Origin of the sequence: Actinomadura sp. GTD37 (assembly GCF_041951365.1) — a bacterium.
Classification (GTDB): domain Bacteria; phylum Actinomycetota; class Actinomycetes; order Streptosporangiales; family Streptosporangiaceae; genus Spirillospora.
This window is the reverse complement of sequence record NZ_JBGNUS010000007.1, coordinates 42,229-62,926: the sequence shown is the minus strand read 5'-3', so window position 1 is coordinate 62,926 and position 20,698 is coordinate 42,229. Positions and strand designations below refer to the sequence as shown.

Here is a 20,698-nt window from a genome sequence, read left to right as displayed (position 1 = left end):
AGCACGAACGCGCCGGCGGCCGCTGGAGACGCCCCCGCCGCCGCGGTGGGCGCGGCGGCGGGGACCGTTCCGGACGAGGCGGTCAAGGCACTCCCTAGTAGATGATCAGTCCGACGACCGTGGAGACGATCAGGCCCGCGATGACGGGCAGGAACGCGCGGCGGACGAGATCGAGGACCGGGACCCGCGCGAACCCCGCCACGGCGATCAGCGACGACCACGCGACCAGCACGCCTCCGCCGGCCCAGATGCAGCCCATCTGCCCGATCGCCGCGAGCAGCGCCGGGTCGACGCCGGACGCCGGGCCGAGCGAGCCGGCCAGCGAGCCGGTCAGCGGCAGCCCGGAGAAGCCGGAGCCGTCCAGCCCGGTGAGCATGCCGATGATCAGCACGCCGAAGCCGACGACGTACTGGCTGTCGGGGATGGCGTCCTGGATCCGGATGACGATGTCGAACAGGAAGGCGGGCGCCTTCGCGCCCTCGTCCATGCCCATGATCTTCCCGGCGAAGTCGGTGTTGCCGATGAAGAAGAACCCGGCGATGGGGATGACGATGCCCATCGCCTTCATCGCGAAGACCAGGCCGTCCACGATGTGGTCGGCGCAGCGCTCCAGGCTGCCGCGGCCGTCCTTCGAGATCGTGGCGGACAGCAGCAGCGCGGTGGCGACGCCGCCGACGAGCGCCGCCGCGTCCCCGCCCACGACCTCGGGGACGAGGTCGGTGAACTTGCCCAGCATCATGTAGCCGACCAGGCCGACGAGGGCGAGCGGGACGATCGCGGCGAACGCCTTGGACCGCCGGGGGCAGTCGGCGCCCGGCGCGTCGCCGCCGTTCATGGACGACAGCGCCTCGCGGGCCATCGCGTCGCCGCCGCCGTCCGCCTCGCCGGACGTGGAGGGCCCGCCCGCCCGCGGCTTGGGGACCTCGCCCGGTCCGCCGCCGGACCCCGGGGCGAGGACGGCCACGGAGCCCTCACCGCCCGCGGCGGCGGGTTCCGGCCGCAGGGCGCGGTGCCGCGGCAGGACGCGGATGAGCGACCGGCGCGGAGCCTGGACGGCGACCTCCGACTCGCCCGCCTCCCAGCGCTCCAGGAGCGCGGCGTCCGGCTTCTGGAACTCGCGGCGGGTCGTCAGGTAGCCGAGGACGAGCGCCACCCCGCCGGTGATCAGGGACAGCACCATGGCGCGGTCGGCGACCGCGCCGGTGTCCACCCCCGCGGCCTTCGCGGACAGGCCGGGCGCGACCTGGATGACGTAGTCGCTGGACAGCGCCATGCCCTGCCCGGCGATGGCGATCGCGACGCCCGCGCTGAGCGGCGACAGCCCCGCGGCGATCGCGGCCGGCAGCAGGATGGCGCCCATCAGCGGCACCGCCGGCGTCGGCCAGAAGAACAGGCTGATCACGTACGTGACGAGCGCGAGCACCCAGAAGGCGGAGTGGCCCGACCGCATGACGACGCGGAACGGCTCCACCATGCGGCGGTCGGCGCCGAGCGCTCGCAGCGACCCGAGCAGGGCCGTCACCAGCGCGATGATCAGGAAGATGCTGAACAGCTCGGTCGCCGCGGTCAGGCTGGCGTTGAAGATCGACTCCAGCCCGGTGACGAAGTCGCCGGTGAACACCCAGGCGGTGAGGAACGTCGCCGCGACCGCGGGGATGACGACGTTCTTGCGGGCGATCATCACCGCGATGATAAGGACGATTCCGGACAAATAGATCCAGTGGGCGGCACCCAAGGGACGCTCCCCTCCCTGTGCGCGCCCTCTGCGAGGCGACGGGCGCAACGGTTGCAGAGAATCTGCTCGATCGGTCCGAGGTGAACAATGAGGAAGGTGCACACTGCGCGCTTGGTCATTTTGTGCAGCATGCCGGGCGTCCCGTCCAGTGAACCGGAGGCGCGGGCCGGGATGTGCACGGTGCCCAAGGAATCCGCGGAATTCTCGGCAGTCGGTCCGTATCGACGCTGATCAGCGTCCGCCGAGACTGGCGGCATGCCAGCAGACGCGGAGTTCGGACGTCCCGGGCGCGGTCCCGCCGCCGGGTCCGGCGGCATGGTCGCCGCAGGCCACCCGGCGGTCGCCCTCGCCGGCGCCCGCGTCCTCGCCGGCGGCGGGAACGCCGTGGACGCCGCCCTCGCGATGGCCGCCCTCTCGTGGCTCGCCCTCCCCGGCCAGTGCGGCGTCGGCGGCGACGCGTTCGTCCTGCTGCGCCGCCCGGACGGCTCCGTCGCCGCGTTCGGCGGCAGCGGCTTCGGCCCGGACGGCGGCGAACCCGCCTTCTACCGGGACCGCGGCCTGTCCGCCCTCCCGCTGGAGGGCGCCCTCGCCGTCGCGGCCCCCGGCGCGGTCGCCGCGCTCGCCGCCCTGCACGCCGACTCCGCGACCCGCGGCCTGCCCGAGCTGTGGGCGCCCGCGATCGCCGCCGCCGAGGACGGCCTGCCCTGCACCGCCAAGACGCGGGCCGACATCGTCGAACGCCGCGACGCGCTCGCCCGCGACCCGGGCACGGCGGAGGTGTTCCTCCCCGGGCGCCGCGTCCCCGGCGTCGGCGAACCGATCTTCCAGCGCGCCCTCGGCGCGTCGCTGCGCCGCCTGGCAGACGACCCCGCCGATCTCTACGCGGGCGGCCTCGCCGAACGTTCCGTGGACGCGCTCGTCGGCGCGGGGGCGCCGTTCTCTGGATACGAATGGATGGCGAGCGGCCGAGCGGTCTCCGAACCGGCCCTGACCCGCACCTACCGGGGGGCAGTGGTCCACCTGACGCCGCCGCCCACACCCGGCTGGATGGTCGCGCAGCAGGCGGGCCTCTGCGACGGAGACCTCTCCGGGCTGCCGTGGCTGGCGGCCGAGGCCGTCCACCGGATGGCGTCCGCCGCGCGCGTGGCGTTCGCCGACCGTTTCGCCGGCTGCGGCGCCGACAGCGACCACTGGCGCGGGCTGCTCGTCCCGTCCGCGCTGTCGGCCGCCCGCGCCCGCATCGAGGCCGGCGACCTCCCGGCGGCCGCCCCGTCGCCCGTCCCCGCCGGCGGCGACACGACCTCCATGGCCGCGGTGGACGCGGAGGGCCGCGCGGTGAGCCTCATCCACTCCCTCGCCTTCACCTTCGGCGCCCGGATCACCGTCCCCGGAACCGGGATCGTCCTCAACAACCGCCTCGGCCGCGGCGCCTACCTGATCGACGGCCACCCCAACGAGGTCCGTCCCCGCCGCCGTCCGCTGCACACCCTCAACGCCTGGCTCGTCACCGACGCCGCCGGACGGCTCCTGCACGCCGGCAACACCCCCGGCGGCGACGGCCAGGTCCAGTGGAACACCCAGCTCATCTCGCATCTCCTCGACCACGGCCACGACCCCGCCGCGGCCGTCGCGGCGCCCCGCTTCACCGTCCACCCGGGCAGCGACGCGGACGTCCTCGGGCACGCCCCCGAACTCCGCGTCGAGTCCCGGCTCGGCGGCGCCCGGATCGACGCGCTCCGCGCGCTCGGCCACGACGTCACCGTCCAGGGCCCCTGGGGCGCGGGCGGCGGCGCCCAGATCATCTCCGTCGCCGGCGGCGCCCTCCTCGGCGCCTCCGACCCGCGCCAGGACGGGGTGACGCTGGGTGTCTGAGCCGCTCAGGCCGTCCCGCCCGAAGCACCGCCGGCGTCCGCGGGCGCTGCCCGGCGGCGCGCCGGCGGAGGCCGGACCCGCCGCCATCGCCCGCGACCCGAACGTGGAGGACGAGTGACCGTGCACGAGGGCCTGAACTTCGTCGGCGGGGAATGGGCGCCGAGTTCGTCCGGAGCGACGTTCCGGCGGTGCAACCCGGCCCGGCCGGGCGAGATCGTCGGGGAGTTCCCCGAGTCGTCGGCCGGTGACGTGGCGGCGGCCGTCTCCGGCGCCGTCGAAGGCGCCGCGGCGTGGGCCGCCGCGCCCGCGGACCAGCGGGCCGACGTGCTCGAGGCGGCGGCGCGGTGGCTGGAGGAGCGAGCGGGCGACCTCGTCGTCGAGATGGTGCGCGAGGAGGGCAAGACGCGCGCCGAGGCGGCGATAGAGGTCGCGCGGACGCCCCGCAACCTGCGGTTCCACGCGGCCGAGGCGCACCGGATCGAGGGGCGGAGCTACCCGGCCGCCGACGGCGGGATCGTCTACACGCGGCGGGAGCCCGTCGGGGTCGTCGGCGCCATCACGCCGTGGAACTTCCCGCTGAACATTCCGTCCCGGAAGATCGGGCCCGCGCTGGCGGCGGGGAACGCGGTGGTGTTCAAACCGAGCCCGGTGACGCCGCTGCTGGCGCAGCGCCTCGTCGAGGCGCTGCTGGCGGGCGGACTGCCCCCGCTGGCCGTCGCGCTGGTGCACGGCGGCGCCGGGGCGGGGGCGGCGCTGGCGGCCGACGAGCGGGTCGGGGCCGTGACGTTCACCGGGTCCACGGCGGCGGGGCGCGCCGTCCACCGGGCGGTGGGGCCGTCGCGGCGGTGCCAGCTGGAGATGGGCGGCAAGAACCCCGTGGTGGTCCTGGACGACGCCGACCTGGAGCGCGCCGCGCAGATCATCGTCAAGGGCGCGTTCGGGCTGTCCGGGCAGGCGTGCACCGGGACGAGCCGGGTCGTCGCGCACGAGGCCGTCCACGACGAGCTGCTCGACCGGGTGGTGCGGGCGGCGGAGGCCCGGGTCGTCGGGGACGGGCTGCGCGAAGGCGTCGACATGGGGCCGCTCGCCGCGGACTTCCAGTTGGAGAAGGTCCTCCGCTATGTGCGGATCGGTGAGGAGGAGGGCGCCGAACTGGTCACCGGCGGGCGGCGCCCGGACGGCGACGGGCCCGGCGACGGGCACGCTGACGGCTACTTCGTGCGGCCGGCCGTCTTCCGGGACGTCGCCCCGGAGATGCGGATCGCGCGCGAGGAGATCTTCGGGCCGGTGGTCGCCTTCCAGCGCGCGGACGGGCTCGACGCGGCCGTCGAGCTGGCCAACGGGACCGAGTACGGGCTGTCCGCCGGGATCGTCACCCGGGACCTGGACCGGGCGCTGGAGTTCGCGCGGCGGTCCGAGAGCGGGCTCGTCAAGGTGAACCAGCCCACCTCCGGAATGGCGATGACCGTGCCGTTCGGCGGGCTCAAGGAGTCCAGCACGCAGACGTTCAAGGAGCAGGCAGGACCTTCGATGATGCTCTTCTACACCCGAGAGAAGAGCGTCTACATCTCACCCCGGTAATGGGCCCGAGAAGGGCCGGAAGGAGCAAGGAAATGGCAGAGCTGCTGTCCAGGGACGCGTTTCGCGCCGAATTGATGAACGCCATCAAGGGGCGTGAGGCCAAGGACGCCTCGTTCAGCAAGGCATGGGCCGACGGCCGGTTGAAGCGAGAGCACTTCGCCCGCTGGGCGGAGAACCACTACCACTACGTGGGCCCGTTCGCCGACTACCTCTCCTACGTCTACGCCAACACGCCCGACGAGTTCACCGGCGCGAAGGACTTCACGCTCCAGAACATGTACGAGGAGGAGCTGGCCGACATCCGGCACACCGACCTGCTCATCCGGTTCGCCGAGGCGTGCGGCACCACCCGGGAGCGGGTCGAGGACCCGTCCAACGTGAACGCCATCACCCGCGGCCTCCAGGCGTGGTGCTACGCGGTGGCGATGCGCGAGCACTTCGTGGTCGCGACCGCCGCGCTCGTCGTCGGACTGGAGTCACAGGTCCCCAGCATCTACAAGAAGCAGATCGTGCCGCTGCGCGAGGTGTACGGGTTCGACGAGGACGAGATCGAGTTCTTCGACCTGCACATCACCTCGGACGTGGTGCACGGGGAGCGCGGCTACCAGATCGTCCTCGACCACGCCGACACGCCGGAGCTCCAGCAGCGCTGCCTGCAGATGTGCCGGTGGGGCGCGGAGATGCGGTTCTCCTACACGCAGGGTCTCTACGACTCCTACGTGCGGCCCGACCTGGTCAGTGCCTGATCCGATCCGACCCGGCGGCGGGGCGCGTCCCGTCCCGCCGCCGGCCCGCACGTGAGGAGGGACGCCCGTGGACCAGCAGGCGGGCGAGTGGGTGGCGGCGGCCGCGCTCGCGGATGTGCGCAGGCGCAAGCGTCTCGCCGTGACCGTGGAGGGACGCCGGATCGCGCTGTTCCTCGTCGGCGGCGACGTCTACGCGCTGGCGGACGTGTGCGTCCACAAGCAGCGGTCGCTGTCGAAGGGGGCCGTGCTGAACGGGCGGGTGATCTGCCCGGGCCACCAATGGGTGTTCGACCCGGCGACCGGCCGGGTCGAGGACGGCGACGAGTGCCAGCCGAGCCACGCGGTGCGCGTCGACGGCGGCGTCGTCTACGTCGATCCCCGGCCCCGCATCCTGAGCGAGGAGCAATCATGATCCAGTCGGTTGTGGTGGCGGGCGCGGGGCAGACCGCGGCCGTCGCGGCCCGGACGCTGCGCCGCCGCGGCTTCGACGGCCGCGTCACGCTGGTCGGGGCCGAGCACCACGCCCCCTACCAGCGTCCGCCGCTGTCGAAGGAGTACCTGGCGGGGGAGCAGGACCGCGACGAGCTGTGCCTGCTCACCCCCGGCTGGTGCGCGGCCAACGACGTGGAGCTGCGGCTCGGCGCCGAGGTCGCGGCGGTCCGCCCCGCCGAGCGCTCGCTGGAACTCGCGGACGGGTCGGCGCTGCGGGGGGACGCCGTGCTCGTCGCGACCGGCGGACGTCCCCGCAGGCTGCCCGGCGTGGAGGGGGACCGCGTCCGGTACCTGCGGACCATCGCCGACGCCGACCTGCTCCGCGCCGCGCTGCGGCCGGGCGCGCGGGTCGTGGTGATCGGCGCGGGCTTCATCGGCTGCGAGGTCGCCTCCGCCGCGATCGGCCTCGGCGCGCGGGTCACGATCGTCGAGCGGGCGGCGCGCCCGCTCGGGCACGTCCTCGGCGACCCGATGGGCGACGTGATGGCCGCGTTCCTCCGCACGAACGGCGTCGACCTGCGCACCGGCGAGAAGGTCGAGCGTTACGCGGAGACCCCGTCCGGCGCCGTCGTCACCACCAGCGGCGGGGCGACGCTCCAGGCGGACGTGGTCGTCGTCGGCGCCGGGATGGTGCCGAACATCGAACCCGTCCTCGGCTCCGGGATCGAGACCGCCGCCGGCATCCCCGTCGACGAGTACTGCCGGACGAGCGCGGCCGGCGTCTACGCGGCCGGCGACGTGGCCTGCCAGTGGCGGCCCCGGCTCGGACGCCACGTCCGCGCCGAGCACTTCGACAACGCGGGCGCGCAGGGCATGGCGGCGGCCAAGAACATGCTCGGCGGCAGGTCGGCACACACGGCGCCGCCGTGGTTCTGGTCCGACCAGTTCGGCCGCGACCTCCAGCACGCGGGCTTCGCGGACGGCACGGACCGGCTCGTCGTCCGCGGCCGCGTCGAGGACTTCGACTTCATCGCCTTCTACCTCGCGGACGGCGTGCTGCGCGCCGCGTTCACGGTGGACCGCGGCGCCGACCTCGCCGTCGCCCGGCAGCTCATCGCCCGCGACGCCGTCCTCGATCCGGACCTCCTCCGCGATGAGGACGCCGACCTCGCCGACCTGTTCGACGCGCTCGACTGACATCCGAAACCTAGGGAGCGACCGATGGAATACCAGCGCGTGGCCCGCTCGGGCCAAGTGCCCGAGGGCGTCGTCCGCCGCTTCTTCGTGGGCGAGGCCGAGGTGGCCGTCGCCCGCTGGGACGGCGTGGTGCACGCCATGTCGAACTACTGCACCCACCTCGACTGCCTGCTGTCGTCCGGCCGGGCGACCGAGGACGGGCTGCTGTGCTCCTGCCACGGCAGCGTGTTCGACTTCGCGTCCGGGGAGCCGGTCACGCCCCCGGCGACCAAGGCGGTCACGGTGTACCCGGTGAAGGAGGAGGACGGGCAGATCCTCGTGCACGTCCCCCCGGAGGACGCCGCGAGCGGCGGGCCCCGGCGGCGGCCCGTTGGCCGAGGCTGACCCGCCGCGGGGATCGTGGGTGGCGCTCGTCCCGCTGCTTCTCGGCACGTTCACCGGGACCGTCGCCAACACCATCGTCAACGTCCCGCTGACGCTGATCCTGCGGGACCTGGACGCCTCGATCTCCGCCGGCACCCTGATCGTCATCGGGTTCACGCTCCCGTTCGCCGTCCTGCTGCCGGTGTCGGGGTGGCTCGGCGACCGCTGCGGCGCGCGCCGCGTGTTCGTCGCCGCGATGCTGGTGCTCGGCCTCGCCTCGGCGGGCGCCGGGCTCGCCGGCGACCTGGCCGCGCTGGTCGCGATGCGCGCCGCGCAGGGCGTCGCGACCGCCGCGATGCTGCCCGCCGTCATGGCGCTGATCGCGTCCCTGTTCGGCGGCGGGCGGCGCGGCCGGGCGCTCGGGCTGTGGGCGGCGGCCAACGGCGTCGGCCAGGCCGCCGGCCCCACGCTCGGCGGCGCCCTCGCCACCTGGTTCGGCTGGCACGCGGTGTTCTGGCCGGTCGTGCCGCTGGGCGTCGCCGCCGCCGCGCTGGCCGTCCGGTTCGTCCCGGCCGGGCGGGCGCGGCCCGTCCCGCTCGACTGGCGCGGCGCCGCGCTGCTCACCCTCGCCGCCGGGCTCGGGCTCGGCGCCACGTCCGCCGCCGCGACCCTCGGCGCGACCTCCCCCGTCGTCTGGTGCGGCTCCCTCGCGGGGCTCCTCGCCGCCGCGGCCTACGTCGCGTCCTCGCGGGGGCGCCCGGACGCGTTCATCCCGCCGCGGCTCCTGCTGGAAGCCCGCTACCTGCGCTCCTGCCTCAGCGTCCTCGCGCAGATGTTCTGCCTCGGCGCCACGCTGCTCGCCGTCCCCGTCTACCTCACCACCGAGCGGCACACCGGCACCCTCTACGCGGGGGCCGTCCTGCTGAGCCTTCCCGTGATGATGTCGGTGCTGGGCCCGGTCACCGGCGTGCTCATGGAACGCCTGTCCCCGCGCGCCGTGCTGCGCGGCGGGCTCGTCGTCCTCATCGCCGGGCAGGTGCTCGTCGCCGTCGTGCTCGCCGAGTCCTGGACGGTGCCGTGGCTGCTCGCCGCCCTCGCCCTGACCGGCGCGGGCGTCGCGTTCGTGCAGACCCCGGCCGCGACGGGCGCGACCCGCTCGGCCGCCGGGCGCAGCGGCGCCGGCCTCGGCCTGTTCAACCTGCTGCGCTTCGGCGGCTCCGCGCTCGGCGCCGCCTGGGTCGGCGCCGTCCTCGACCAGGGCCCCGCCTTCGGCGCGGTGTTCGCCGTCTGCGCCGCGACGGCCGCCCTCGGCCTCCTCTCCTCCTTCGCCGGCCCCGACCCAGCCGACGCACCCCCCCGTTGATCTGCGGCGTGTTGTTGTTATGAGCCCAGCCATAACAACAACACGCCTGCGGTGAACGCGTAGTCTCGTCTCTTTAGGCTCTTGACCTGGGGAAACGAGGCTACGCGTCCGCCGGGCCAGGGGTTTGGCCCGTGGATAGCCCGTCGGTGTCGGAGTCGCTTGCGGAGGGCTCAGAGCCGCTGAGAGCGGCGTCGATGAGCCGGTTTGCCTCTTGTTCCATGCCCGTGAACCAGTGCGCGTATGTGGACAGCAGGACCGTAAGGGAGTGTCCCAGTCGGCGTGCTATCTCGGTTGCGGGAACGCCGGAGTTGAGCAGCAGGGACGCGCAGCCGTGCCGCAGGTCATAGGGCCGCTTGGCCAGGCCCGCCGCTTGCTCGGAGTCGGTCAGCGCGACAGCCCGCGCCCGCCGCCACAGCCCGCCGTACATCACGTTCGTGATCGGCGCGCAGTCGGCACCGGCCGCCGTGTCGAAGAACACCCGCCCGTCCGGAGCCGTCCCCCACCGCTTCAGATGGGCGCGCAGCAGCGCGACCAGGACGGGAGGCAGCGGGACGACGCGCACGTCACCGGCCGGACGATGCTTGAGGGCGCGCGGGTCGTACTGGCCGCCGTCATCGGTCCACTTGTCTCCGACGTCGGGAGTGCTTCCCGACAGGGTGGCCGTGCCCCAGCCGGTGGCGGGGAGGGTGAGGTCATCGCCGCGCAGGTGCCGCGCCTCGGCCGGGCGTAGCCCGGCGTAGTAGAGCGCGGCGAAGAAGGCGGCCATGTGCGGGCCGCGCCCCTTGCCGTTGGTCAGGTCCGCCACCGCCGCGAGCAGCCGCCGCGCCTGGTCCAGGTTGGGCACCGCGCGCGGGTCGACCGCGTCAGTGATCCGGGCGCGCTTGATCTTGATCCCGGTCACCGGGTTGACCGCGAGGAGCTTGCGTTCTACGGCGTATTCCAGGCAGGTGTGCCAGACGCCGCGCCGCCGCGCGAGGGTCTTGGCCGCCGCGCGCTTGCCGTTGATGTTGACCGCCAGCGCCGACAGCCCGTCCCGGATCACCTCTGCGTCGGTCAGGTCCGCCAGTGGGCGGGAGGCGTCCGCCAGCCACGCCAGCGCCGCCGCCACGTCATCCGGTACGGGCCGCTCCCAGGTGGGAGGGATGAACGCATACGAGCGCAGTGCGCGCCGGAGCAGCGCGTCAGCGGGACGGTTGCGCTTGGCCTTGCGCGGGTCGAGGAGCGCGAGCGTGATCGGGACGAGCTGATCAGCGGTGCACTTGCGGGAGTTGGCGGGCGAGTCCGCCCACCGCATCGCAGCATAGGAGCGCGCCAGGGAGTAGAAGGTTTCGGTGCTGCGCTCCCAGGAGACCGGTTCGCCCGTCGCCAGGCTGAACACCTCCCCGTCGCGGGCGGCCGCCACCAGGCCCGCCCGGTAGGTCTCAGCCAGTGCCTTGGTCAGGTAGGACCGGGAGAACTGCGCGGCATCCACGCGCCACCGCACCTCCCACGGCTTGCGCCTGTTCGCGCGCTTGCGGATCTGCCAGAATTGAACGTCTTGGGCTTTGATCACCGGGGCAACTCCGTTCCGTCCGTTCCGAGCCGATGAAGCCATTCTATAAAATCTGCGCGCACAATTCTCAGTTCATTGTTCGGCAGCCGGAACGCTTTAGGGCCGCGCCCCGTAGCAAGCCACCGATACACCGTAGAGCGCGCTACATGCAGCTCAGAGGCCACATCACGGACCGACATAACATCAACGGAGGCCATCAGGAACCACTCCGGAATTTCCCGCTACGGGCCAGCCACGGGCCAACAGAAATGCAGACACGAGAGCAGCTGATCAACGACCGGAATCGGCCAATTTATGGCGCATAATTGCCGCATGCAGCCCTTGACTTGAAATTGCTGGAATGCATGGGGTTGTGGCCGGCGACCGCCCACCACCCCAACCGATCACCTCGGGCGCTGGCCATCGCGCGTACCTGCCGCACTCCGCCGCCTGCGGCCCGCCCGTACCTATCGAGCCGCGTTCGCGGCGCGTCCTTGCCGTGCGACCCTGCCCGTGATCCGGCCGCGCCGTCCCGCACGCTCGGCCAAGCCCACCGCCTGGACACCGGTCACCCACTCCGCGCCACCGACGCGATATCCGCATACGCCCGCGCCGCCGCGTGATCGCGCGCCAGCGTCGCTGCCAAGTCGGCATCACCCAGCTGGGTCCAGCCCGACCCCACATATCGCCAGTCGCGCACCACCACCACCGCGCCGCCGTCGTCACGGTCGGCCTCCACCCACGGGTCACGCCCCGCACGCCCATCCCGCTCGCGTGCCCGCTCCGTCCGCCAGGCCCGCCGCACCGCCCCCAACGTCGCCCGCGTCACCGAATACCACCGCGATTTCGTCGCGAAATGCCCCCGGAACCCCAGGCTGTGGACGTGTTCGGCCAGCCGCCAGCCCGCGCACTCCGGACGCTCCGCCAGCCGCAGGCACGCCGACACCAGCAGCGACACATGCGGGTTATCCACCCGCCGCAGCACCCGGCCCGCCGCCCGAGCCGAGAACCGCCGCGCGGGCAACCCCGCAAAAGTGTCAGCCGCCGTCTTCGTCGCGTACTTCGCCAGATACGCCGCCGCCCGACCCGGATCACCCACCACCGACACATCGAGTTGCGAGCCCCACCGCGCGACCGCGCCCACATGCGCCCCGGTGTCCGGAAGCCGCACCCCGACCCGCCCCGCCGCGTCCCGGACGGCCGCCCCCAGTGCGGTCGCGTCCGCCCACGCAGGAGGAGCCACCACCGCCGAGCGTTCGCCGACCTCCACCCCGTCGAGGCGGATCACCGCGTGCAGATGCACCGCCCCCCGCCGCTGATACTCCGCCACCTTCACGTAGGAGACCCGCACCAGCGACCGGACCGCGCGCACGCCCACCGGGACCCCCGTACGCTCCGACGCGATCCGCGCCAGCGACCGGTACACGTAGATCACCGTGCGCCGCCAAAGCTCTGGCACGGCCGCATGCCACAGGATGTGACCGGTGTAGTCGTAGCAGTCCCAGCACAACGGACGGCCGACAACCGGATCACCCACAGCGTGCCGCCCGTCGCACCACGCCCGCACCCCGTGACGGCACACCAGCGGCCCCCGCCGCCCCCGGCACACACCATCCGACCTGGCGCGGTGCACCGCCCCGAAGCCGGGCGCGGTGAACGTCGCCAGCACCGCCGGATGCCCCGCCACGCTCGCCGGAACCGCATCCACTCGCCCCGGCAGTCGCGGCGCACGCCCCCGCAGGCCCGCCGCGATCAACTGCCAGGTGTCCCGCCGGTAAGTTTCCGCACACGACGGGCACACCACCGCCCGCCGATCCCCACACGCCAGCAGCAGCACCCCATCCGGCTCCCCATCACTGGACCACTCCGCCCGCGCCTCACCCGAACGCAGGTCCACCACCGTCGCGCCGCCCCGCACCCGCACCGGCCGAGAGCAGTGCCCCGTGTGCGCCACCTGACGCGACCACGCCCCCCACGCCGCAACATCACCGACCCGCGCCAGCATCCCCGCCAGCACACCACCCCGCACCGCACCCGAAGCCGCACCACCACCGTCCCCGACCGCCCCGACGCTCCGAACTCGCCGCTGTCCACGCAACCCCGGTCACCCCCGCAGCCGAACAGACCAACATCACCAATCTGCTCGGAACCCTTGCGAAAATAACCAGAGCTAACTAAAATGCCCCCCTTGACAAACGTGTTTATCCAGCGTCCAACAGTCGTAGTCTGGCCGCATCCGGCCGAAAATATTGCGCTCTAGGTCGGATCTGCTGTAGAAGCCCGGTTCAGATTCGAGCCGGGCAGCGGCCCTTCACCGTTCCGCGCATCCCCGCCACGCAACGGCCTCCCGAAGAACGGCGGCGGCATGAGGCACTGTCACCACCCCCGAGAGGTCACTCGCCCGTTGCACGTCAGGCCCACTGACGGACCGGCAACATGCGATGCCGCAACAACAGGTCCAACGCCTCGGCCGCCGCCTTGACGTCCCCGCACGGCGAGATGAAGCCCTCCCGTCCGTCACCCGCCTCGAAGTAGCCCCAGGCCTCGCCCGCCAGGGCCCGCACCGTCACCACCGCCCCGATGTCGTCCGCGTGCCCGCTCCCGTACACCCACAGCAGCGGCACCGGGAACCGGAACTCCCGCCGGTCGTACAGCCCCACGCACCGCCATCCCAGCGGACGCACCGCGACCCGCAGCACCTCAAGCTCCCGCACCGCGACGTCATGGTTCCCCAACGTCCGAGCGTCCAGAACCAGCCGCCACCGTCCGGCCCCCCGCACCAGGTCCCGCACCACGCTCCGCCTCACTTCACGTACCCCTTCCCGTTTCCCGATTCGCGTTCCTGCGGTCTGGCCTGTCCAGCGGCCCCATAGCCCCGCCCCCTTGCATCGGCACGCGGGCCGCCGCACCCGCGTCCCAACGCGCAGGTCACCGGGTGTCGCCACCGGACATGAGGTGCTCGACCTGCTGACGGCTGAACCGGCGGACACCGCCGGGCGTGCGGACGAAGGCCAGCTTCCCGTCCTCCGCCCATCGGGTGACGGTCTTGGGATCGACGCGGAACATCGCAGCCACCTCACCCGGTGCCAGGAGCTGCCCAGGTCCGAAGTCCCAGCCGCCAACGAGCATCGGACTGTCGACTGTCCGCCTGTTACTGCCCATAGGGGGCTCCCATCTCGTTGAAAGTCACTTCCGCAGGCGGCGATGACAACTTCACGCCGCGCATGGACAGCACGAGCCGGGCATGCCGGACCCGCGCCAGAGCCCTACGACGCTCCGCCCCCGAAAGCGCATCGCAGGACAACCACGGGCCATAAACCCGCAGAACAGCACGCTGATAGAGCGAATCAGCAAGGACCTGTTCGTAGGAGTTCACCGCGCCCGCCACTCCGCGAAAACGGTCTTCCCGTCCGCCGACTCATCGCGCAGCGTCCCCCACCGGAACACCAGCTCCCCGACGAGCAGCAGCCCCCGACCACCCAGCCCGTAAGGCCCAGGGCAGTGAACCACCGGGAGCGTCCCGTCGCCGTCCCACACCTCGACCACGTACGCGTCACCGTCCGCGTACGCATCGACCCGTACTTCATCGGTGCTTGCGTGCAGGATCGCGTTAGTGACCAACTCCGAGGCCACAACCCGCACCGTGTAGTCATCAACCGGCCACTCGGCGGCGATCTCCGCGACGTGATCCCGCGCGACCTTGATCTTTTCGACGTCCGGCTTGAACGTGATCATCTCTCCAGCTCCTCACCCGTGGACGGCACAGGCCCCGGAGCCGTCCGCGATGCGAGGGAGGCCACGCCCAGCTCGCCCCGAATGTCCATCTTCGCGTTCAACATGCTCACTCCTCGCCGTTTCACCTCTGGCAAGGGTCGTCCCTGTCACCTACGCTTGACTAGGAGAGTTCAACAAATGCGACTCACGGAAGGTGTTCATGCGCGCACATCCCCCCTTCGCCCCGGACGGTAACCTGTGGGACTACATCGCGTTTGAGCTGCGTAGACACCGGCATGAACGGAATCTCTCGCTAGTCGAGGTGGGCTCCATCATCGATCGAGACCGTTCTCTAGTCGCACGTGTTGAATCTGGAGACACCAAACTTCAGAGTGCCCACGCGATCAAGCTGGATGCGGCCTGGAACACGGGCAGCCGCTTCCAGCGCTTGGTCAAGTTCGCGAAAGCTGGTCACGAAGTCGAGTGGTTCAAGACCCACCTGGAGCATGAGGCCAAGGCATCTCACCTGCGGATATGGGAACTCGGCTGGGTACCCGGCCTGTTTCAGACCGAGGGGTACGCCCGAGCGATGTTCGAGGCATCCGGCGTTGAGGACGTCGAAGACGGGGTCTCGGCCCGCCTCAGCCGCCAGGCGTGCCTTGACCGCAAGCCGAGGCCCAGAGTCTGGGTCATCCTGGATCAAGGCGTGCTAGACCAGCCCGTCGGCGGACCAGAGATCATGCGCGAACAAGTCGCTCACCTCGTTGAACTGGCGCGCCACCCCAACATCACCGTGCGAGTCGTTCCAAGAGACGTCGGTGCACACGTCGGCCGCGATGGATCGTTCAAGATCATGACCGTGGATGGCGCTGACGTGGTCTACACACTCGCCCCCGGCGGTGGGCGACTCGTCCAGGATGCAACTGAGATACCCTCATATCGGGTCTGGTTCGACCTCATCGGGGACGTGGCCCTTCCCAAGAACGCGTCATTGCGCCTGCTCATTGAGACCATGGAGCGGTATTCATGACTATCTGGAGGAAGTCCAGCCGTAGCGGCAGCACCACGACTCAGTCTGACTGCGTTGAGGTCGCTCAGCTCAACGGGGCCGTTGCCCTCCGGGACAGCAAGGCACCGGACGCTGGTCACCTCACACTGTCACCCGCCAGCTTCGCCGAGTTGGTTGCCCACGTGAAGCGAGACGCCTTGGACGTCTGACTACAGCCAAGCAGCCCTGGTCTTTGGCCGGGGCTTTGCTGTGTGAGGATTTTCCCTACGTAGGTTTTCAAGGCGCGCGGCGCACCGCCGCGCGCCTTCACGCATGGTGGCTCGGGTGCCGCCGACCGGACGGAACAGGTTCGGGCGGGACCCGTCGTCAATGGACGTACGGGCGGGCACGAGACCAAGACGACCTCCGGCCGCCTTGGCTCGGCCCGCCGACGCCTTGACAGCATCCCGGGGCTCTGCCCGCCGCCGAGAGCCCCCGATACGGCCCGCTCCCAGCGGCCAGCATGGACGAGGGCTCCACGACCGGCAGCCGTGCTCGCATTCCGGGCTACCTCAGTCAGCAGCGCAGGCACGGCCGCCGGCTGCTAGGCATCGCGACGGGCATTCCGCACTCAGGCGGCGTGCGAACGGGTACCTGCCCCCGACGCCTGGTGTTCTCTCGGACGCCCGAGTATGCGCGTGGTTGGCCGGGTCAGGACCGGATTACCGCCACCGAGTCGTGTCGTCGGTATGTGTGCCCGCCTTCCGCGCGCTCTCCGGATCCAAACCCACCACTTCTCGGAGGTCCGCGCCGCGCAGGTCCGCATCGCTCAGGTCCGCGCCGCGCAGGTCCGCACCGCGCAGGTCCGCACCGCTCAGGTCCGCACCGCTCAGGTACGCGCCGCGCAGGTCCGCGCCGCGCAGGTCCGTACTGCGCAGGTTCGCACCACGCAGGTTCGCACCACGCAGGTCCGCACCGCTCAGGTCCGCACGGCTCAGGTCCGCACCGCGCAGGTTCGCGTCGCGCAGGTCCATGCGGCTCAGGTACGCGTCGCTCAGGTCCATGCGGCTCAGGTCCGCGCCGCGCAGGATCGCGCCGCTCAGGTTCTCGTCACTCAGGACCGCGCCGCTCAGGTTCGCGCCGCTCAGGTTCGCGCCGCTTAGGATCGCGTCGCGCAGGTTCTCGCCGCTCAGGACCGCGCCGCTCAGGACCGCGCCGCGCAGGTTCGCGCCGCGCAGGTTCGCGTCGCTCAGGTTCGCGTCGCTCAGGTTCGCGTCGCTCAGGTTCGCGTCGCGCAGGTTCGCGCCAGTTAGGTCTAAGCGGTTGAGGTTGCGTTTGTGGAAGTCGACGTTGCGCAGGTCGAAGGGGTCGCGGTCACTAGTCTGAGAGGGGGCGGCGACGGTGAGTGCGGCCTCCACATCGACGGCCAAACGGGTCTTGTCCGATCCGACCGGCGGTTTGTCCTGGGCGTGGGTGCGGATGTAGGCGGCCAGTACCGAGCGGATGGTAGGTCGGTCCTCTTGCGAGTCCTTCATCAGGCGTTGCAGCGCGTAGACACCACCCATGCGGACCTCGGGCTTGTCCGACCCGAGTTGCTCGATCGCTTTGGCGTAGCGGTCGGTGACCTGTCCTTGGCGGGTGGTTTCCAACGTGCGAGCGGTGTAGAGGAGACCGGCAGCGGTGAACACCACACCCACGATCACCACCAACCCGGTCACCGACTGCATCAGTGCCGCCCGCGCCTGATTCACCGACTCCACCCGCTCGGCCACCGTCAACCTCGACCGCTCGGCCTCGCTCAACTGCCCGCGTTCACCCGAAAGCCACCGCGACCCCGGCCCCAGCAACCCCCACATCACCAGCACCGCCACCGCCGCGACCCCGGCACCCACCAACGCCCACCGCACCGTCCCCGACCACCGCAGCGCCCCCCACCCCGCAGCCAACACCCCCAACGCAAGCACCGTCGCAGCGACCTCCGACACCCTCGGACGCAGCACCAAGCACCCTCCTCTGCATGACCCTCCAACCCTGCGAACTTACGACCCCCACCCCCGACCACACCCGAAAACCGCCAACCTGCCCACAAACGACGACGACCCGCACGGGAGTGTCCTATGCCGTCAACGGGGCAACGGTGCCATCACGCAGACCCGCCACCGAGCACCGCCAACATGGATGAAGGCCCCGAACATGTGGTCCGAGACCCTCGATCTGTTCACTGCCACAGCGCAAGGTCCGGCTACCTCGGTTCCCAACCAACCCCGACCCCCACCCCTTACAACGACCCGCCTCCGGCGTAGGGCTCTACCCGTAAGAGCGTGCGCGGCACGGTCAGCACGCTAAGCCACCGTCGCGCAGACTGGGCAAGGCGGGCACCCATGCAGACCCCCACAGGGCCGGGGTAGGCGAAGGGTCGCCGGGCACGGGCTTGGGCGGGGACCCCTCCGGCGGGCCGCCCCCGGCCGATATCGGGCAGCCCCCAAGGGCGCCCGGAGCCACGGAAGGCTAGCAGCCCGCCGCCCCGCCCAAGCCCGCGCCCGGCTCCCCACAACAGCGCACGCCAGCACACGGAAAGAGCCGCACCGGCACCCACCCGTGCCCGTGCCGCTGGACCGGCAGCCGCCACCACCCCGCGCACCCACCGCACCGCGCGCGAGACGGCCGCCGGCACGCTCCCCACCGCGATCACTTGGCACCCGCACCCGCACCGCGCCATCCTGGAGACGAACGCCAGGAGGGACGACCCGATGAGCGAAGACTTGGCCGCCGTCATCGCCGAGCAGCTAAGGCGATCCGGGCAAACCCGCACCGTGTACCACTCGCCCGACGAGCGCGACCGCCTACGCGCCGCCGGACGCCAAGCAGGACGCCAGTTGCACCGCCCCGTCCGCACGTTCGACACCGCCGCCCGGCATCCACGCTGCGACGCCGACCAATGCGGCACGGTCCTTATCGCCGTCACCGATTGGGGCACCAACCCGCTAGAGCGCCAGCTCAGCGAGACCCGTGCCAACAAGGCCATAGACCGCGCCCTAGACGGCCCGTAGCCAGCGACAACCGTTCCGGGCCATGGCCCGCAGGTGGCCCGTGAACAGCGAGCACCAGCGGCAACCAGCGCGCACTAGTGAGACAAGATCAACGCTAGCGTCGGACGCAGAGCACCCGAAACCGCAGGTCAGCCCACATCCCCGCACGTCAACGGGGCGGCACCCGATCTCTCGGATACCGCCCCGCCAGAGCACCAATTCACCTGCGGTCAACGGGGGGTGGCCCTAGTGGGGACCGCTGCGGGCGGGGCCATCTCGTCGGCGAGGGCGCCGGCGACCGCCGTCAGCGTGTCGATGTGGTGCGCCAGCCAGAACGTGAACTGGGCGTCCGCTGACCTGATGTCCATGCGCAGGGCGCGGGACGCCCGGTCCAGCTTGTAGAGCATCGTGTTGCGGTGCAGGCCGAGGTCGCGGGCCGCCGCGTTCAGGTTCCCCGACGTCCTGATGTAGGCGAGCACGATCTGCTCCAGGTCGCCGCCGTTCGCGCGGCGCAGCGGGGCGAGGGTCTCGCGGGCGAACGCGCGGGCCTCCGCGCTGTCGGCGACGTCCTTCAGCGCCGCGAACACGCGCAGGTCGTCGTAGCCGCAGACGGCGTCGGCGGCGGCGTCGCGGGCGAGGCCCATCGTCAGCCGCGCCTCGTGGTACCCGGCCGCGACACCGGCGGCGCCCCGCGCCGGACGGCCGTGCGTGACGCGCAGGTCGTCGCCCAGCCGGGGGAGCAGCGCCCGGTGCAGCCGCTCGGCGAACCGCGCGGCCTCCCCGCGCTGCCCGATCGGGTCCTGCTCCGCCGCGACCTGCTGGATCACCACGATCGTGGAGCTGATCGCGGCGGTCAGCGCGCGGCCGCCCGGCTCCAGGTTCTGCGCCGTCCGGGTCGCGGCCACCGTCCGGCGCAGGTAGTCGCGGCCGACCGGACGCAGCGACGCCGCCGCCACCACGTGCACGGCGAAGTGGCCGGCCACGTCGAAGCCGTGGTGCCGGGCCCGCGCGCCCAGCTCGTAGGAGTCGGCGAACCGGCCGTGGACGAGCGCCTCCACGAAGTCGCCGCGCGCCCGCTCCTCCGCCGCCCGCACCGAGCGCTGCCGGAGCATCTCCGATCCAATCAGCGTCGCGCCGTGCTCGGCGACGACACGGTGCTGCGCCAGGTCGTGCGGATCCGGCGGGCAGGCCCGCTCGATCATCACCATCCGCCCGAACACCTGCCCGCCCACCAGCACCGGCGTGACGAGCGCGTGGACGGGCGGGCCGTCCTGGACGACCCGCAGCCGCACCTCGGCCGCGTGCGCGCCGTCGGCCGCGGACTCGGGACGGTCGCCGGGGCGGGTGAGCTCGTCCGGGAGGGCGAACAGCAGCGCGTCGGGGTCGGGCGGCAGGGCGTCGGGGGCCTCCTCCCAGGCCAGGCGCTCACCGTCCGCGTCGCAGATGAGGACGCTGCAGTGCGACAGCGCGACGACCGCGCGGGCCATCGCGGGCACGCCGGGGCCGCGTGCGAGGACCTCCGCGAGCGTCCGGTGCACGCGCGACCCGTACTCCAGGATGTGCGCGGACTGGGCGAGGGCCTTCTGCCCGATGAGCCGGCTCACCGCCCGGTAGTCGGCCTCGGCGGGCAGCGCGAGCAGCGCGATCCCGGCCGCGTCGGCGGCCCGCGCCGCCGCGACCAGGTCGGACTCGACGCCGGGCGGCCGCCACGCCAGCAGCGCGGCGGCGTCCCGGCGGGCGAGGCCCGCGACGACGGCCGCCGCCTCGCCCGGCGCGGCGAGCGCGGTCACCGGCAGATGGACGGCGACCCCGGCGAGGTCGGGGTCCTGCCCCTCGGTGTAGCGGCGGGTCTCCGACAGCGGGAGGCACCAGCCGACGCCGCGTCCCAGCCCGTCGCGTCCGGCGATGAGGGTGCCGCGCAGCAGCGGCTCGGCCAGCAGGGTGCCGATCGGCACGTGCTCGTCGGTGGTCGTCACGATCGCAGGGTGATGTGCCATGTGCCCACATCCCGTCCGGTTCGTTCGGCAGAGTGTACATAGCCCCGAAGGGCGTGGTCCTCCGAGACTGACGGGAGTGGAGCTGTTCGCGGCGGACGGCGTGAAATGGGAAAACCGTCTGCCACATCCTGCTTTATCGTTCTGAATTCG

20 protein-coding genes are annotated in these 20,698 nt (G+C 72.1%); 11 read left to right on the top strand and 9 right to left on the bottom strand.

Annotated elements, in window-relative coordinates; translation table 11 throughout:
• Positions 1-94 precede the first annotated feature (94 nt).
• A complete protein-coding gene (locus ACA511_RS30645) occupies positions 95-1,681 on the bottom strand; it encodes a hypothetical protein (RefSeq protein WP_375028141.1) in 1,587 nt (528 codons plus the stop codon).
• 309 nt (positions 1,682-1,990) lie between these two features.
• Between ACA511_RS30645 and ACA511_RS30640 the strand changes: the two genes are divergently transcribed.
• The 8 genes from ACA511_RS30640 (at position 1,991) to ACA511_RS30605 (ending at position 9,289) form a co-directional block, all read left to right on the top strand.
• A complete protein-coding gene (locus tag ACA511_RS30640) occupies positions 1,991-3,607 on the top strand; it encodes a gamma-glutamyltransferase (protein ID WP_375028140.1) in 1,617 nt (538 codons plus the stop codon).
• Positions 3,600-3,725 (top strand): hypothetical protein, encoded by a 126-nt coding sequence (locus tag ACA511_RS30635; RefSeq protein ID WP_375028139.1) that lies wholly within the window; start codon positions 3,600-3,602, stop codon positions 3,723-3,725. The genes ACA511_RS30640 and ACA511_RS30635 overlap by 8 nt, the downstream gene beginning before the upstream one ends.
• Positions 3,722-5,188, top strand: coding sequence for an aldehyde dehydrogenase family protein (locus tag ACA511_RS30630; protein WP_375028138.1), 1,467 nt, complete (start codon positions 3,722-3,724; stop codon positions 5,186-5,188). The genes ACA511_RS30635 and ACA511_RS30630 overlap by 4 nt, the downstream gene beginning before the upstream one ends.
• A gap of 32 nt (positions 5,189-5,220) precedes the next feature.
• Entirely contained in the window at positions 5,221-5,934 is a 714-nt protein-coding gene (locus tag ACA511_RS30625) for a TenA family transcriptional regulator (RefSeq protein ID WP_375028137.1), read from the top strand.
• 67 nt (positions 5,935-6,001) lie between these two features.
• Positions 6,002-6,346, top strand: a complete 345-nt coding sequence (locus ACA511_RS30620) for a Rieske (2Fe-2S) protein (protein WP_375028136.1) — start codon at positions 6,002-6,004, stop codon at positions 6,344-6,346.
• Entirely contained in the window at positions 6,343-7,563 is a 1,221-nt protein-coding gene (locus tag ACA511_RS30615; RefSeq protein WP_375028135.1) for an NAD(P)/FAD-dependent oxidoreductase, read from the top strand. Before ACA511_RS30620 ends, ACA511_RS30615 begins: the two co-directional genes overlap by 4 nt.
• Positions 7,564-7,587: 24 nt before the next feature.
• Complete coding sequence (locus ACA511_RS30610) at positions 7,588-7,947, top strand: Rieske (2Fe-2S) protein (protein ID WP_375028134.1); 360 nt, start codon at positions 7,588-7,590, stop codon at positions 7,945-7,947.
• A 19-nt stretch (positions 7,948-7,966) separates the two neighbouring features.
• Complete coding sequence (locus ACA511_RS30605; protein ID WP_375028133.1) at positions 7,967-9,289, top strand: MFS transporter; 1,323 nt, start codon at positions 7,967-7,969, stop codon at positions 9,287-9,289.
• A gap of 100 nt (positions 9,290-9,389) precedes the next feature.
• Here ACA511_RS30605 and ACA511_RS30600 read toward each other — a convergent pair whose 3' ends face one another.
• The 6 genes from ACA511_RS30600 to ACA511_RS30575 form a co-directional block, all read right to left on the bottom strand.
• A complete protein-coding gene (locus ACA511_RS30600) occupies positions 9,390-10,841 on the bottom strand; it encodes a tyrosine-type recombinase/integrase (RefSeq protein ID WP_375028132.1) in 1,452 nt (483 codons plus the stop codon).
• Positions 10,838-11,020 carry a helix-turn-helix transcriptional regulator gene (locus tag ACA511_RS30595; protein WP_375028410.1) on the bottom strand — a complete coding sequence of 61 codons (183 nt, stop codon included), beginning with the start codon at positions 11,018-11,020 and terminating at the stop codon, positions 10,838-10,840. Before ACA511_RS30595 ends, ACA511_RS30600 begins: the two co-directional genes overlap by 4 nt.
• A gap of 368 nt (positions 11,021-11,388) precedes the next feature.
• Positions 11,389-12,825 (bottom strand): replication initiator, encoded by a 1,437-nt coding sequence (locus ACA511_RS30590; RefSeq protein ID WP_375028131.1) that lies wholly within the window; start codon positions 12,823-12,825, stop codon positions 11,389-11,391.
• A 406-nt stretch (positions 12,826-13,231) separates the two neighbouring features.
• Positions 13,232-13,555 carry a hypothetical protein gene (locus ACA511_RS30585; protein ID WP_375028130.1) on the bottom strand — a complete coding sequence of 108 codons (324 nt, stop codon included), beginning with the start codon at positions 13,553-13,555 and terminating at the stop codon, positions 13,232-13,234.
• A gap of 193 nt (positions 13,556-13,748) precedes the next feature.
• Positions 13,749-13,949: a BldC family transcriptional regulator gene (locus tag ACA511_RS30580; RefSeq protein ID WP_375028409.1), complete on the bottom strand. Its 201-nt coding sequence runs from the start codon at positions 13,947-13,949 to the stop codon at positions 13,749-13,751.
• Positions 13,950-14,192: 243 nt separating this feature from the next.
• Positions 14,193-14,555, bottom strand: a complete 363-nt coding sequence (locus tag ACA511_RS30575; RefSeq protein WP_375028129.1) for an ATP-binding protein — start codon at positions 14,553-14,555, stop codon at positions 14,193-14,195.
• Between the two features lie 199 nt (positions 14,556-14,754).
• Between ACA511_RS30575 and ACA511_RS30570 the strand changes: the two genes are divergently transcribed.
• Together ACA511_RS30570 and ACA511_RS30565 are read left to right on the top strand one after the other, a co-directional pair.
• The gene (locus ACA511_RS30570) at positions 14,755-15,564 is read left to right on the top strand and encodes a helix-turn-helix transcriptional regulator (RefSeq protein WP_375028128.1); all 810 of its coding nucleotides are present in this window, start codon (positions 14,755-14,757) and stop codon (positions 15,562-15,564) included.
• Positions 15,561-15,752 (top strand): DUF397 domain-containing protein, encoded by a 192-nt coding sequence (locus tag ACA511_RS30565; protein WP_375028127.1) that lies wholly within the window; start codon positions 15,561-15,563, stop codon positions 15,750-15,752. Before ACA511_RS30570 ends, ACA511_RS30565 begins: the two co-directional genes overlap by 4 nt.
• A gap of 492 nt (positions 15,753-16,244) precedes the next feature.
• Here the strand turns inward: ACA511_RS30565 and ACA511_RS30560 are convergent, their stop codons facing one another.
• On the bottom strand, positions 16,245-17,522 hold the full coding sequence (locus ACA511_RS30560; RefSeq protein WP_375028408.1) for a pentapeptide repeat-containing protein: 1,278 nt from the start codon (positions 17,520-17,522) through the stop codon (positions 16,245-16,247).
• A gap of 750 nt (positions 17,523-18,272) precedes the next feature.
• Here ACA511_RS30560 and ACA511_RS30555 point away from each other — a divergent pair.
• Entirely contained in the window at positions 18,273-18,572 is a 300-nt protein-coding gene (locus tag ACA511_RS30555; protein ID WP_375028126.1) for a hypothetical protein, read from the top strand.
• Between the two features lie 209 nt (positions 18,573-18,781).
• On the opposite strand, the gene ACA511_RS30550 is transcribed toward ACA511_RS30555, so the two are convergent.
• Positions 18,782-20,527 (bottom strand): PucR family transcriptional regulator, encoded by a 1,746-nt coding sequence (locus ACA511_RS30550; protein ID WP_375028125.1) that lies wholly within the window; start codon positions 20,525-20,527, stop codon positions 18,782-18,784.
• Positions 20,528-20,698: the final 171 nt, after the last annotated feature.

Bases quoted from the DNA above. Each gene is read 5' to 3' on its own strand.
- ACA511_RS30645 (WP_375028141.1), bottom strand. From the start codon at position 1,681: ATGATCGCCCGCAAGAACGTCGTCATCCCCGCGGTCGCGGCGACGTTC.
- ACA511_RS30640 (WP_375028140.1), top strand. From the start codon at position 1,991: ATGCCAGCAGACGCGGAGTTCGGACGTCCCGGGCGCGGTCCCGCCGCC.
- ACA511_RS30625 (WP_375028137.1), top strand. From the start codon at position 5,221: ATGGCAGAGCTGCTGTCCAGGGACGCGTTTCGCGCCGAATTGATGAAC.
- ACA511_RS30615 (WP_375028135.1), top strand. From the start codon at position 6,343: ATGATCCAGTCGGTTGTGGTGGCGGGCGCGGGGCAGACCGCGGCCGTC.
- ACA511_RS30610 (WP_375028134.1), top strand. From the start codon at position 7,588: ATGGAATACCAGCGCGTGGCCCGCTCGGGCCAAGTGCCCGAGGGCGTC.
- ACA511_RS30595 (WP_375028410.1), bottom strand. From the start codon at position 11,020: ATGTCGGTCCGTGATGTGGCCTCTGAGCTGCATGTAGCGCGCTCTACG.
- ACA511_RS30590 (WP_375028131.1), bottom strand. From the start codon at position 12,825: ATGCTGGCGCGGGTCGGTGATGTTGCGGCGTGGGGGGCGTGGTCGCGT.
- ACA511_RS30580 (WP_375028409.1), bottom strand. From the start codon at position 13,949: ATGCTCGTTGGCGGCTGGGACTTCGGACCTGGGCAGCTCCTGGCACCG.
- ACA511_RS30575 (WP_375028129.1), bottom strand. From the start codon at position 14,555: ATGATCACGTTCAAGCCGGACGTCGAAAAGATCAAGGTCGCGCGGGAT.
- ACA511_RS30570 (WP_375028128.1), top strand. From the start codon at position 14,755: ATGCGCGCACATCCCCCCTTCGCCCCGGACGGTAACCTGTGGGACTAC.
- ACA511_RS30565 (WP_375028127.1), top strand. From the start codon at position 15,561: ATGACTATCTGGAGGAAGTCCAGCCGTAGCGGCAGCACCACGACTCAG.
- ACA511_RS30555 (WP_375028126.1), top strand. From the start codon at position 18,273: ATGAGCGAAGACTTGGCCGCCGTCATCGCCGAGCAGCTAAGGCGATCC.